Source organism: Streptomyces sp. NPDC058620, from assembly GCF_042717135.1.
Classification (GTDB): Bacteria; Actinomycetota; Actinomycetes; order Streptomycetales; family Streptomycetaceae; genus Streptomyces.
In genome coordinates this window covers 14,139-26,857 of sequence record NZ_JBHXQO010000043.1, presented here as the reverse complement: position 1 = coordinate 26,857, position 12,719 = coordinate 14,139, and the positions used below count along the sequence as shown (strand labels likewise).

At 70.5% G+C, this 12,719-nt stretch carries 11 protein-coding genes and 1 tRNA gene; 4 read left to right on the top strand and 8 right to left on the bottom strand.

The window, feature by feature from the left end; genetic code table 11:
- Position 1: 1 nt before the first annotated feature.
- Both ACFWSK_RS28820 and ACFWSK_RS28815 read left to right on the top strand, forming a co-directional pair.
- Positions 2–1,825: an SPFH domain-containing protein gene (locus ACFWSK_RS28820; protein WP_383792241.1), complete on the top strand. Its 1,824-nt coding sequence runs from the start codon at positions 2–4 to the stop codon at positions 1,823–1,825.
- A gap of 159 nt (positions 1,826–1,984) precedes the next feature.
- Positions 1,985–2,575: a lytic polysaccharide monooxygenase gene (locus tag ACFWSK_RS28815; RefSeq protein ID WP_383792238.1), complete on the top strand. Its 591-nt coding sequence runs from the start codon at positions 1,985–1,987 to the stop codon at positions 2,573–2,575.
- A 116-nt stretch (positions 2,576–2,691) separates the two neighbouring features.
- On the opposite strand, the gene ACFWSK_RS28810 is transcribed toward ACFWSK_RS28815, so the two are convergent.
- The 8 genes from ACFWSK_RS28810 to ACFWSK_RS28775 all read right to left on the bottom strand — a co-directional run bounded on the left by ACFWSK_RS28810 (position 2,692) and on the right by ACFWSK_RS28775 (position 10,581).
- A complete protein-coding gene (locus ACFWSK_RS28810) occupies positions 2,692–4,656 on the bottom strand; it encodes a HelD family protein (protein ID WP_383792236.1) in 1,965 nt (654 codons plus the stop codon).
- A gap of 494 nt (positions 4,657–5,150) precedes the next feature.
- Positions 5,151–5,224 (bottom strand) — tRNA-Lys (locus ACFWSK_RS28805).
- A 119-nt stretch (positions 5,225–5,343) separates the two neighbouring features.
- Positions 5,344–6,102, bottom strand: coding sequence for an IclR family transcriptional regulator (locus ACFWSK_RS28800; protein ID WP_383792234.1), 759 nt, complete (start codon positions 6,100–6,102; stop codon positions 5,344–5,346).
- Between the two features lie 167 nt (positions 6,103–6,269).
- The gene (gene ehuA / locus ACFWSK_RS28795) at positions 6,270–7,103 is read right to left on the bottom strand and encodes an ectoine/hydroxyectoine ABC transporter ATP-binding protein EhuA (RefSeq protein WP_383792231.1); all 834 of its coding nucleotides are present in this window, start codon (positions 7,101–7,103) and stop codon (positions 6,270–6,272) included.
- The gene (ehuD, locus tag ACFWSK_RS28790; protein ID WP_383792228.1) at positions 7,093–7,734 is read right to left on the bottom strand and encodes an ectoine/hydroxyectoine ABC transporter permease subunit EhuD; all 642 of its coding nucleotides are present in this window, start codon (positions 7,732–7,734) and stop codon (positions 7,093–7,095) included. The genes ehuA and ehuD overlap by 11 nt, the downstream gene beginning before the upstream one ends.
- Positions 7,731–8,462 (bottom strand): ectoine/hydroxyectoine ABC transporter permease subunit EhuC, encoded by a 732-nt coding sequence (ehuC, locus tag ACFWSK_RS28785; protein ID WP_383792225.1) that lies wholly within the window; start codon positions 8,460–8,462, stop codon positions 7,731–7,733. The genes ehuD and ehuC overlap by 4 nt, the downstream gene beginning before the upstream one ends.
- Before the next feature lie 19 nt (positions 8,463–8,481).
- The gene (gene ehuB, locus ACFWSK_RS28780) at positions 8,482–9,384 is read right to left on the bottom strand and encodes an ectoine/hydroxyectoine ABC transporter substrate-binding protein EhuB (RefSeq protein WP_383792222.1); all 903 of its coding nucleotides are present in this window, start codon (positions 9,382–9,384) and stop codon (positions 8,482–8,484) included.
- Positions 9,385–9,579: 195 nt separating this feature from the next.
- Complete coding sequence (locus ACFWSK_RS28775; protein ID WP_383792219.1) at positions 9,580–10,581, bottom strand: D-2-hydroxyacid dehydrogenase; 1,002 nt, start codon at positions 10,579–10,581, stop codon at positions 9,580–9,582.
- A gap of 192 nt (positions 10,582–10,773) precedes the next feature.
- On the opposite strand from ACFWSK_RS28775, the gene ACFWSK_RS28770 reads away from it, so the two are divergent.
- A complete protein-coding gene (locus ACFWSK_RS28770; RefSeq protein ID WP_383792216.1) occupies positions 10,774–11,538 on the top strand; it encodes a decarboxylase in 765 nt (254 codons plus the stop codon).
- A gap of 61 nt (positions 11,539–11,599) precedes the next feature.
- Entirely contained in the window at positions 11,600–12,694 is a 1,095-nt protein-coding gene (locus tag ACFWSK_RS28765) for an LLM class flavin-dependent oxidoreductase (protein ID WP_383792212.1), read from the top strand.
- Positions 12,695–12,719 lie beyond the last annotated feature (25 nt).

The following is a 12,719-nucleotide window of genomic DNA, read 5'->3' as shown; positions in this document are numbered from 1 at the left end:
AATGAGACCCACGGTGTCGGACAGCTCCGGATCCCCGGAGAACGGAAAGGCAGGGCAGCCGGTGAACGGACACGAGGACGCGACCGAGGTCCCCGTCATGAGTACCCCGGGCGGGGCCGGTCCGGTTCCGGGCACCCCGTCGGGGGGACCGGAACCCGGCCGCGCGGCAGGGACGGCCTCGCTCCGGGGCGCGTCTCCGCAGGAGCCGGCCCCGGGCCGGCCGGTGCGGGGGGAGGAGTCCGGGGCCGCTGCGGACCGGGCCGGCCTGTCGCCGGAGCCGGTCCCGGAGCCGGGCTTCCGTGCGGCGCCGGACGAGGGTCCGCGTGCGGCGAAGGACGCGGACGGGCGGGACGGGCGCGGGTCCGGCGCCGGTGCCGGGGTGAGCGAAGTGCCGGCCGGCGCGCGATCGGAGCAGTGCGCCGACACAGTGGTGAACCTGGTGCTCGACCTGGCCCCGGCGGACGCCGTCGTCGGGGCGTCCGTCCCGGTGCCGGTCCAAGGGTCGGACGGTGCCTCCATGTCGGGTGACGGCGTCGTGTCGAACGGCTCGCCCGCATCCGTGCACACGACCGGAGTCGTCAGCCCGCCGGGGCCGGGAGGCAAGGGCGGGACCGCCGAGCCCGAAGGCCGGTGGGACACCAGGCGGCGGCACTCCGTCATCGCCAACGAGGCCACGGCCTCCATCCCCGTACACCTGCTCTTCCGCGACGACCGCGACGCACATGACGCGCGTGAAGGGCGCGAGGCACTCGACGTACGCGACGCGCGAGAGGCGCCTGACCCCGGCAAGGGACCGGAGCACGGCGATCCGGGTGCGCTTCCCGACTTCGTGACCCGGCGCACGCGGCCCGCCCGACGGACGCCCATGCCGCGCTCCCCGCAGACCGAGGTACGGGCGCCGACCAGGCCGGCCCCGCTCGGCGACCCCCGGCTGTCCGAGCGTCCCGGGCCCGCTCTGCCCGGCTGGGCCGCGCTGCTCACCGGGGCGGTCGGAACCCTGGCCGGTCTCGCCACCCTCTGGTGGTGCGGGGCGCTCCCCGCCACCGTGCTCGGCCCCATCGGGATGGGCTCCCGCCCGTACGACGGCATCGGCGTCGGGGCCTGGGCGCTCCTCGCCTTCCTGGTCACGGTGGTCCTGTTCGCGCTCGGCGGTCTCGGCCGGGGCCGGGTCGGGCACGCCTGGGTACTCACCCTCTTCGGCGACTACCGGGGGAGCGTCCGCCGCACCGGCCTGGTCTGGGTCTCCCCGCTCCTGCTGCGCCGCCGCGTCGACGTACGGCTGCGGCACTGGCGCAGCGAACCGCTGCCCTCCGTGGACTCCAACGGCACGGCACTGCGCGTGGTCGTCCTCGTCGTGTGGCGGACCAAGGACACCGTGCGGGCCACCCTCGGCGTCGCCGACCACGAGGAGTACCTGCGCCGGCAGGTCGAGGCCGCGACGGCCCGGGTGCTCTCGCAGCTGCCGGCCGACGCCTTCGACGAGGACACACACACCCTGCGCAACGCCGAGGCGGTCGGTGACGCGCTGACCCGGATGCTGAAGGCGGACTGCGAACCCGTGGGCATCGAGGTGTACTCGGCGCAGCCGACCGGTATCGAGTACGCCCCCGAGGTCGCCGCCGCGATGCAGCGGCGCAGGATCGCCGCGATCGACGCCAAGCACCGGGACAGCGTGCTGACATCCGTGGTCGACGCCGTGGACGACACCGTGCACCGGCTCACCTCGCGCGGCATCGTGGAGCTCGACGACTACGAGCGAAAGGCACTGGTGAAGGACCTGACGGTGGCCTTCTACACCGGTCGCAGCGGTACGGACGGCGCCTGACAGGCGCCCCGCGGCACCCGCCGGTGAACCGGAATCGGACGCTCATTGGTCTGGACATGTTCATGCCCCGTCAATAACCTATGACTTGGTCTAGACCGCACAACACGCGCGCAGAGCAGAGCTCATGGAACCTCCCCCACGTTCTCGAGGAGCAAAAGCATGCGGAAAAGGGCAAGCGCGGCCGTGATCGGCCTGGCGATAGCGGGCGCGTCCATGTTCGCGACCAGCAGCGCCAGCAGTCACGGCTACACCGACTCCCCGATCAGCCGTCAGAAACTGTGTGCCAACGGCACGGTGACCGGCTGCGGCGCCATCCAGTGGGAGCCGCAGAGCGTCGAGGGCCCGAAGGGCTTCCCGGCGGCCGGTCCGGCGGACGGCAAGATCTGCTCCGCCGGAAACGGCAGCTTCGCGGCGCTGGACGACCCGCGCGGCGGCAACTGGCCCGCGACCAAGGTCACCGGCGGCCAGGGCTACAGCTTCCGCTGGCAGTTCACCGCCCGGCACTCCACCAGCGACTTCCGGTACTACATCACCAAGAACGGCTGGAACACCACCCAGCCGCTCACCCGGGCCGCCCTGGAGTCCCAGCCGTTCATGACGGTGCCGTACGGGAACCAGCAGCCCCCGTCGACGCTGACCCATCAGGGCACCATCCCCACCCAGAAGACCGGTAAGCACATCATCCTCGCCGTCTGGAACGTCGCGGACACCGGCAACGCGTTCTACGCCTGCTCGGACGTGCAGTTCTGACCTTCGGTCAGTACAGCGGTGCGGCGGCGGCCCGGGCGGGGGCCGCCGTTGTGCGCGCGGGCCGGTGTCTGTACCGCGCAGGGTGCGCCCGCGGCGACGACGCGGGCGCCGAGTCGTCAGGCGGGCTGGACGGTGATTGTGCAGAGGCGCTTGGTGGCCCGGGTCAGGGCTACGTACAAGTCCCTTTCCCCACCGGGGCGGGCCGTGATGATTTCCTCGGGGTTCATGACGACGACCCCGTCGAATTCCAGGCCGCGTGTTTCGGACGCCGGCACGATGCGTGCGTGGTGAGCGATGCCCTGGGCCGTCAGCTCGCTCACCCTGGTGTCCGCGCAGATCACTCCCAGAAGCTCGCCCGGGTGCGCGGTGCCCTGGGCGCGGAGTTCCTGGACGACGGCGGTGACCAACCCGTCCGGAGGTGTGGTCACGGTGCGAGGGCTCTCACCGCTTCGCAGTGACCGTGTGGGCTTCTGGTCCGGAGCGATCCGCGTGAGCAGGTCCCGGACGCTCTCCAGGATCTCCTGCGTGGTGCGGTAGCTGACGGTCAGGTTGTGCAGTCTGAACCGCGGTCCGACGTGGGGGCTCAGTGCTTCCTTCCAGTCGCGTGCTGTCGCGACCGGGCCTGCCTGGGCGAAGTCACCCACCAGCGTCATCGCCCTTGCCGGGCAGCGGCGGACGATCATCCGCCACTGCATGGCGGTCAGTTCCTGCGCCTCGTCGACGACGACGTGCCCGTACGTCTGCCCGGGGGGGCCGTCGACCAGGTTCGCCGCCTCGTCCAGCAACGGCACATCGGCATCGGTCCACGGGTCGTCCGGACCTCGCAGCAGAAGGGACCGCTCCTGCGCGGTCAGGCGGGGCAGGCGCTCGGCGAGAGCGCCGGCGTTCGTCAGGAGCGCCTTCACGAGGTCACCGGGTACCAGCCGCGGCCACAACACCTCGACCGCTCGGTCGACGCCGGCGTCGTCGAGGAGATCGGCTCGGATGGCGTCCAGGTCCAGCTCGTGGACCGGACCCGAGTCGGCCGCACCTTCGGCACGGCGCTGGGCGGCTCCCGTGAACCGGTCGAGGTCCATGCCCGTCATCGTGGCGGCATCGGCGTCGATCTGCTCCAGGAGGTCGCCCATGTCTCGTTGCATCGCGTCGGTGACGGCGTCGACCAAGAGCTCCCTGAACACCTGGCGCGCGGGGTTGTGCCCCGGTGCGGCTGCCACGGCGGCGTCGCGTGCCGTGGCGACTTCCTCGCCGGACAGGTGGACCAGTTCCTGTCCGACCCGCACGGTGAAGTCACCCGCGGGGGCCTGGTGGACGCGCAGCAGGCCGGCCAGGGCGTCGGCGAGGTCGGAGCTGCCCTTGAGGCGCGCCGTATCGAACGGGTCCACCGTGTCCGTGGACACTCCGGCCAGTTCCCGGCAGGTCGCCAGAACGACGTCGTTCTCTCCGAGCGAGGGGAGGACCTGGGAGATGTAGTCGAGGAACCGGGCGTTCGGGCCCACGACCAGGACACCCTCCTCCGCGGCGCGCGGGAACGCGTACAGGACATAGGCCGCCCGGTGCAGGGCGACCACCGTCTTGCCGGTGCCGGGCCCGCCCTGCACCACGGTCACCCCGCGGTGGGCGGAGCGGACGATCTCGTCCTGCTCGGCCTGCAGCGTCGCGACGGCCGCGTGCATCCTGCCCGTACGCCGTGCCGACAGGGCCTCGGTCAACGGGCCGTCCCCCACGACGTCCTCGTCTGTCGGGGCGGTCCCGTCCAGCAGCTCGTCGCTCACCGAGATGACCGTGCGCTCCTCGAGGCGCAGGTGCCGGCGCCGCCGCAGGTCCATCGGGTGGACCGGTGTCGCCTCGTAGAAGGGCCGCGCCGCGTTCGCGCGCCAGTCCACGAGCAGAGGCAGGTCATCCTCCTCCGTATGCAGTCCGATCCGCCCGATGCGCAGGGCCGTGCCATCCGTCCAGTCGATGCGCCCGAAGACCAGCCCCTTTTCGGCGCCCTCCAGCCGGCCGATTTCCTTGGCCAGACGCTCGGCGGCGATTTCTCTCTCGTATGCCTCACCGGCGCTTTCCGCCGGGGCCTTCAGCACACTCGCTCGGTGTACTCGCGCCTCGGAAAGCCGCTCGGTGAGCAACTCATATAAGGAGGACACATAATCCCGCTCCGATGCAACCGCACGCACAGCGGGATCATTCATTTTCGACAACAGGGGGCTCCTTCGATTCGAGCCACACCATAAGGTCAAAGTTCCCTTAAGGTAAGTCTTGACTTGCTTGGCAAGCCATGGCCCTGCGACTGAATCCATGACGGCTGACCGCATGGCCTAGCATTCCGCCGTTCCGTATATCGCTAATTGCGCTCCCGATGCCCGTCTGCCTTATGGCGAGCCCGCCCTTGGATGCCGGCGATGTTTTGCCGTGCTCGGGAAAAGGGGAAGTTCCGGCGAGGCGACCGGCGCCATCGAGCTCGCTGCCAGAACAGTTGTCTCTTACAGCTGTATAAAACGTGCGTATGGATGTGCGGGCAGCAAAAAACGCAGTGGGCGGTTTCCGGAACATCGGAAACCGCCCACTGCGTTGTCTGTGCGCCGTCAGGGACTCGAACCCCGGACCCGCTGATTAAGAGTCAGCTGCTCTAACCAACTGAGCTAACGGCGCCTGGTGACTCGAAAATAATACCTGCTCTCCGGGGGTGCTGGCGACACGCGTCGGCCACCCCCGGACCCGGGGCCGTTTTGCCCGCAAACGTACGGAGATAGGAGTCCTCCGTGACAGTCCTAGAGCGCCAGCGACAGGAGCACCGGCGCCGCACGCCGGTTCAGGGTGTCCGCAGCCGACCGCAGCCGGTGCGCGTCCTCGATCGGCAGCGAGAGCGCCAGGCATCCCGCCGACGCCCCGGCGGTCAGCGGCACCGCCGCGCAGACGGTGCCCAGCGCGTACTCCTGGAGGTCCAGCATCGGAACCGTCGCGGGCTGGCTGTCCAGTCTGGAGAAGAGGACCTTCTCGCTGGTGATGGTCCGCGAGGTGAGCCGGGCGGTCTTGTGCCGCGAGATGTGGTCGCGTCGCCCGTTCTGGTCGAGCTGGGTCAGCAGGCACTTCCCGATCGCGCTGGCGTGCGCCGCCGACCGGAAGTCCACCCACTCGTTGACCGCGGGCGTGCGGGGACCGGCCGCCACCTGTGTGACCCGGATCTCGCCGTCGACGTACCGGCTGAGGTAGACCGCGGCGCCGACGGAGTCGCGCAGCTGCACCAGGGTCTGCTGGAGCTTGTCCTCCAGGGCCTGCCGGCGGGCCGCGCCGGAGCCGAGCAGCAGGAGCGAGGAACCGATGACGTAGGCCCCGTCCATGACCTGCTCGACGTACCCCTCGCGGCGCAGGGTCAGCAGCAGGGAGGCGAGGTGGCCGGTGGGCAGCCCCGTCTCGCGGGCGATCTGTACGTCGGTCACACCGGTGCCGTGCTTGGAGACCGTTTCGAGCACGCGTAGGGCGTACTGCACCGAGTGGAACGGCGCGGTCGGTTCGGGCTTCAATGCCACGGTGTCCCCCTACCAGGTTGTGACCGCGAGCTTTCGACCCACGATAGCCGCCAAGACCCCGGAAAAGGGGCGCCGTTGACGACATGATGGGGGCGCCCCGGCCCTGTCAACTGGGGCGCACCCACCTGGCATATGCCATCGTCATTGTCGGTGTGCCAACAGCGTGGTCACAGCACCGCGTTGAGGAACTCGCGCGTACGTTCGTGCTCCGGGTCCGAGAAGATTTTTTCCGGAGATCCGGACTCCACGACCCGTCCGGCGTCGAACATCAGCACCTTCTCCGAGACGTCCCGGGCGAAATTCATCTCGTGGGTCACGCAGAGCATGGTGATGTCGGTGCTCCTCGCGATGTCGGACAGCAGATCCAGCACGCCCGCCACCAACTCCGGGTCCAGCGCCGACGTCACCTCGTCGAGCAGCAGGATCTCCGGCCGCATCGCCAGGGCCCGGGCGATGGCCACCCGCTGCTGCTGGCCGCCGGAGAGCTGGGAGGGGTGCGCGTCTGTCTTCCCCGCGAGCCCGACCAGATCGAGCAGCTCGCGGGCCCGGCTCTCCGCCTCGTCGCGGTCCATGCCAAGCACACTGACCGGTGCCTCGGTGATGTTCTGCAGCACCTTCATGTTCGGGAAGAGATTGAACTGCTGGAAGACCATCCCGATCTTCATCCGCGACTCCCGCAGCTGCTTCTCGCCCGCGGGCCTCAGGGAGCCGTCCGCGGTGCGGACGTGCGACAACGGCGAGCCGTCGACCCAGATCACCCCGTCGCTGACCTTCTCCAGCGTCATCAGCAGCCGCAGGATCGTCGTCTTGCCGGAGCCGCTCGGACCGATCAGGGTGACGTGCTCACCGCGCCGCACGGTGAAGTCCAGCTCGTCCAGGACCACATGGTCGCCGTACCGCTTCACGACCCGGTCGAAGCGGACCAGCGGTTCGACGCCGGTCGTCACCTGGTCCGGGGCCACGTCCGCGGGCTCCTTCAGGGGGGCAGATTCAGTGGCCAAGGCGCTTCTCCAGCTTTCTCATCAGTAGCGAGGTCGGGTAGCTCGCGACCAGGAAGACCAGGCCGGCGAGCGTGAACGCCTCGGTGTACGCGAAGTGTTCGGCTCCGTACTTCCGGGCCTCGAAGACCATTTCCTGCACCGTGATCACGGCGAGGAACGGGGTCTCCTTGAACATCGAGATGGCGTAGTTACCGAGCGCGGGCAGCACGTTGCGCACCGCCTGCGGCAGGATCACGGCCTGCCAGGTCCGCCGGGCCGGGAGCGAGAGCGCCCGCGCGGCCTCCCACTGGCCCTTCGGTACGCCGTCGATCCCGGCGCGGTACACCTCGGAGGTGTACGTGGCGTAGTGGATGCCCAGCACCACGATGCCGACGGTCAGCGGCTCCACGGAGCTGAAGACCGCCGCCGCGCCCACCAGCTGGACCAGCAGCGGGGTGGCGCGGACGAACTCCATCACGGCCCGCACCGGCACGGTGACGAGTTTGCTGGGCGCCCGTCCGGCGACCGCGATGGCCAGCCCCAGGACGGCGGCCACGAGGGTGCCGAGCACCGTCGCGAGCAGGGTGACCTTGAAGCCTTCGAGCAGCAGGGGCAGGGCGTCCCCGGCGGCGTTCCAGTCGAAGCCGTTCACCGGGCACCTCCGACGGTGGTGGCCGCGGCGCTGCGGCTCTTCAGCAGACTGCCCGCGCCGGTCTCCAGGCCGAGCCGCCGTTTGGCGGTCCGTTCCAGCAGATTCATCAGCAGGGTCAGCGCGTAGGCCAGCACGAAGTAGGCGGCCAGCAGCGTCAGATACGCGGTGAGGGTCTCACCGGTGCGGTCGCGCACCTGCTGGATCACCGTCATCAGGTCGGCGGCCGAGATCAGCCAGAGGAGCGGGGTGCACTTCAGGAGCTGGATCAGCAGGTTGGTGAAGGAGGGGATCATCTGCACCCACGCCTGCGGAAGGATCACCTTGCGCAGACGCCGGGCCGGGGTGAGGTTCAGCGCGAGGGCCGCCTCGTACTGCCCGCGCGGTACGGAGTTGACGGCGCCGCGCACCACTTCGGAGCCGTACGCCCCGAAGTTGAGGCCGAAGGCGACGACGCCGCAGAGCAGCGGCGTCAGTTCGTAGCCGGTCAGGGGAGGCATCGCGTAGTACAGCCAGAACAGCTGGATGTAGAGCGAGGTGCCGCGGAAGAATTCGACGACCGTCCGCGAGACCCCGCGCACCAGGACCAGCCGGCTGCCGGCCATCAGGCCGAGGGCGAAGGACAGGGTCAGGGCCAGCAGGGATCCGAGCACGGTGGCCTGGAGCGTGACCCACAGACCGGCGCGGACCTGGGGGAGTTCGTCGAGGAGAGTGGAGAAGAAGTCACTCATACGGTGTGGTCCGCCCCCGTCAGCCCTTGCACAGATCGGCGGTCTTCAGCGTGGCGGGCGGGATCTCCGTGGCCCCGAAGCCGTACGGCTCCAGAAGGCTCACATAGCGCGATCGGTCCGAGACGATCTTCTTCAGTTCGCGGTTGAAGGCGTCCCGCAGGTCCTCGTTGCCCTGGCGGAACACCGCGCCGCCGGGGGAGTACTGCTTCTTCCCGTCCAGCTCCGGCAGGAACGCCTCGGTGACCTCGGTGGCCGGGTTGGTCCCGGCGAGCCAGCGCAGCGAGATGCCGGTGAGCAGGAAGGCGTCGATGCGCCCGCCCTTGACGGCGTCGGCGCCGTCCTGTGGCTTCTGCAGGGTCTTGATCCTGTCCTCGGCGATGCCCGCGCCCTTGGCGTACGAGCCCTCGACGGCACCCGACATCACACCGACGGTGATCCCGGCGGCCTTGGCGGAGGCCAGGTCGGTGACCTTCCTCGGGTTGCCCTTCTTCACCATCAGGGCCGTGGGGGAGATGAACTCCGGCTCGGAGAAGATGGCGTTGGCGCAACGCTCGGGGGTGATCGCCATGCCCGCGCTGACCACGTCGTACTTGCCTGCCTGGAGTCCGGGAATCAGGCCGTCCCACTCGGAGAGGGTGGGTTTGAGCTCGTCGACGCCGAGCGCCTTGAATATCTCCCGGTGCAGCGTGGGTGCTTCGCCCTTGAGCTCCTTGCCCTCCAGGTAGCCGTACGGGGCCTCGTTCGCGTACGCGACCCGCACGAAGCCCTGCTTGCGGAGCTTTGCGAGGGCGCCTTCGCCTCCCACCGCCCCGGCATCGGTCTTGCTGCACGCGGAGAGCAGGCCGGGAACGACGAGCGATCCCCCCACGGCTGCCGATCGGTTGAGGAAACCCCGGCGGGACAGATTCGGGAAGTCAGCCATGGTTCGCGATCTCCTGGAGGTCGAACAGTCCGGACAAGGTGAGCGCCTGCCCGATCCCGTACGTCTATGCGGGACGGGACGGCATGTAACCCAAAGGTGGCCGGAGGGTGACCCTTTCGTGCCCTGTGGCGGGCAGAGCGCGACCAGGTATGTGCGGGGCGTATTCCCGGGCGGCAAACGGGAGGTGACGGAACGTCAGGAGTCCGGGGTGCGGTGGTCTCGGTCGGTGCGGTCGGTGCGGTCGGTGCGGTCGGGGGAGGGGACGTATCCCAGTTCTTTGTCCACCACGTTCGGCAGCGGCAGACCGGCCGCCCACCGCTCGTACATCTCCACGAACTGCTCGCCCAGCCGGTCGCGCCAGCCGGCCGTGTCACCGCTCATGTGCGGCGAGACCACCAGACCGGGCACGTCCCACAGCGGGCTCTCCGGTCCGAGGGGCTCCCGCTGGAACACGTCGAGCGCGGCCCCCGCGATCCAGCGCCTGCGCAGGGCGTCCGCCAGATCCGCCTCGACGACCATGGGGCCGCGCCCCACGTTGACGAACACGGCCGAGGGCTGGAGCAGGCCGAAGAAGCGGGCGTCGAACATCCCGCGCGTCGACTCCGTCAGCGGCGCCGCGCAGATCACCCAGTCGGCGCGGGCGGCCAGCCGGTCCAGGTCCGCGATGCCGTGGATGGTGCGCCGGGCCGTCCGCGCCACCAGTGCCACCCGCACCCCGAGGCCGTGCAGCAGCCGGGTGATCTCCCGGCCGATGGGGCCCGCGCCGACGACGACCGCACGGGTGCCGGAGAGCTGCCGGACCTCGCGGTGGCGCCAGTGGTGGAGCCGCTGGAGCTCCAGCGTCCCCGGCAGGTCCTTGGCGAAGGCGAGCACCAGCCCCGCGACGTACTCCGCGATGGGCAGTTCGAAGACGCCCCGCGCATTGGTCACCACCGTGCCGGACGCGGCCAGCGCGGGGCAGAGCAGCCGGTCCACCCCCGCGCTCGCCGCGTGCACCCAGCCCGGGCGGGGGCCGTCGCCCGGCCAGGCCGCGCGCACCGCGTCCGAGGTGAAGTCCCACACCAGCAGGGCGTCCGCGGACGGGAGGTGCCGGGCAAGCCCCCGCTCATCGGTGTACTGGACGCGGACCCGGCCGGTCAGCCGGCCGAGGCGCGGCGACGGTTCGGCGTCCAGGACGAGGAGGACGGGCTCTGACATCACTCACCACGCTCGCACCGGAACGCCGCCGCGTCAACGGAGCCATGCGGTCACGCTCCGTGCGGCCTACGTGGTGCGGCCATCGGGGGAATACTTGTGGGTGTCGAGGGCAGCGGTGACGGGGTCACGCGCTCGGCGGGATGCCGGGCCGCTCGGCTCGCCCGGTGCTCCGGACGTACAGGAAGGGTGGACATGACGACCATCGGACTTCTCTACCCCGGCCACTCCGCGGAGGACGACTTCCCGCGGATCGAGATCACGCTCGACAGCGACATCAGACTGCCCCTGTTCCACACCGCGGTCGGGGAGGACGTCCACCGCGTCGAGGCCATGCGCGAGATGGGCTCCCCCGAGCGGCTCGCGGCGGGCGTGGAGGACCTGCGCCTCGCCGGTGCGGAGGCGCTCGTCTGGGCCTGCACAGGTGGAAGCTTCGTTTACGGCTGGGACGGCGCCCACGAGCAGATCGCGACCCTGGCCAGGGCGGCGGGTCTGCCGGCGTCCAGTACCTCCTTCGCCTTCGCGCACGCGGTACGGGAGGTGGGGGCGACCCGTGTCGCGATCGCCGCGACCTACCCCGACGACATCGCCGGGCTCTTCGCCCGCTTCCTGGAGGCCGCGGGCATCGAGGTGGTGGCCACCCGGGGGAGCGGCATCATCACCGCCGCCGAGGTGGGTGCCTGGGACGCGCGGCTCGTGAAGGAGCTGGCCGTCGCGGGGGACCACCCGGACGCCGAGGCGGTGCTGCTGCCGCACACGGCCCTGCACACCGCGGCGTACGTCAGGGAGCTGGAGGAACTGCTCGGCAAGCCGGTCCTCACGGCGAACCAGGTGACGGTCTGGGAGGGCCTGCGGCTGGTGGACCGCCGCATCTGGGAGCCGGCGCTGGGCGCCCTCTTCGCCACCCGCGAGCCGCCCCCCGGCGTCGTAGAGACCCGGGGGATCGAGGTGCGGGAATAAGCGGAGCCATCCTCCTGTTGGCTTCTTCCGTTACGTAAGCATCACCGGGAGAGGCCGAAACGTGGACGAGATCCGAGGCGACCAGATTCGCGGCACCGCAGCCGGAACGGCCTCCGTGCCGCTGTCCGTGCTCGATCTGGTGACCGTGGGACAGGGCCGCACCGCGACCCAGGCCCTGCGTACCAGCGTCGACATCGCGAAGCTCACCGAGCGCCGCGGCTTCCACCGCTTCTGGGTCGCCGAGCACCACTCCATGCCGGGCGTCGCCTCCTCGTCCCCGGCCGTGATCCTCGCCCACCTCGCCGCCCACACCGAGCGCATCCGGCTCGGCTCCGGCGGAGTGATGCTGCCCAACCACGCGCCCCTCGTGATCGCCGAGCAGTTCGGCACGCTGGAGGCCATGGCCCCGGGACGCGTCGACCTGGGACTCGGCCGCGCGCCCGGCACCGACGGCGCCACCGCCGCGGCCCTGCGCCGCACGGACCGGCTGAACGAGGGTGCCGAAGACTTCCCGCAGCAGCTGGCCGAACTGGTCCGGTTCCTGGACGACGACTTCCCCGACGGTCACCCGTACGCCAGGATCCACGCCGTACCCGGCCCCGTACAGGCGACAGCGCCCGGCGGCGTGCAGTCCGCGGCCCGCCCACCGGTCTGGCTGCTCGGCTCCTCCGGCTTCAGCGCCCGGCTGGCCGGTGTCCTCGGCCTGCCGTTCGCCTTCGCGCACCACTTCTCGGCGCAGAACACCGTTCCGGCGCTCGACCTCTACCGGGAGTCGTTCAAGCCGTCCGCGGTGCTGGACGCCCCGTACGCCGTGATCGGCGTCTCGGCCCTCGCCGCCGACGAGGAGAGCGAGGCCCGCCGCCAGGTGCTGACCGGTGCCCTGTCGATGGTCCGGCTGCGCACCGGACGCCCGGGGCTGATCCCGAGCCCGGAGGAGGCGGCCGCGTACGCCTTCAGTCCCATGGAGCGGGAGTTCGTCGACGGCTGGCTCGCCAACGTCATCCACGGCACCGCGGACGAGGTCCGTACGGGGCTCGACGACCTGGCCAAGCGGACGGGGGCGGACGAGCTGATGATCACGGCGAACGCGCACGGCGGGGACGCGAGGGTGCGCAGCTACGAGCTGATCGCCGACGCGTACGGCCTGCCTTCCTGAACGCTTCCGTCAGCGCCCTCCCCCG

Bases quoted from the DNA above. Each gene is read 5' to 3' on its own strand.
- ehuC (WP_383792225.1), bottom strand. From the start codon at position 8,462: ATGAGTGACTTCTTCTCCACTCTCCTCGACGAACTCCCCCAGGTCCGC.
- ACFWSK_RS28815 (WP_383792238.1), top strand. From the start codon at position 1,985: ATGCGGAAAAGGGCAAGCGCGGCCGTGATCGGCCTGGCGATAGCGGGC.
- ACFWSK_RS28775 (WP_383792219.1), bottom strand. From the start codon at position 10,581: ATGTCAGAGCCCGTCCTCCTCGTCCTGGACGCCGAACCGTCGCCGCGC.
- ACFWSK_RS28820 (WP_383792241.1), top strand. From the start codon at position 2: ATGAGACCCACGGTGTCGGACAGCTCCGGATCCCCGGAGAACGGAAAG.
- ACFWSK_RS28770 (WP_383792216.1), top strand. From the start codon at position 10,774: ATGACGACCATCGGACTTCTCTACCCCGGCCACTCCGCGGAGGACGAC.
- ehuB (WP_383792222.1), bottom strand. From the start codon at position 9,384: ATGGCTGACTTCCCGAATCTGTCCCGCCGGGGTTTCCTCAACCGATCG.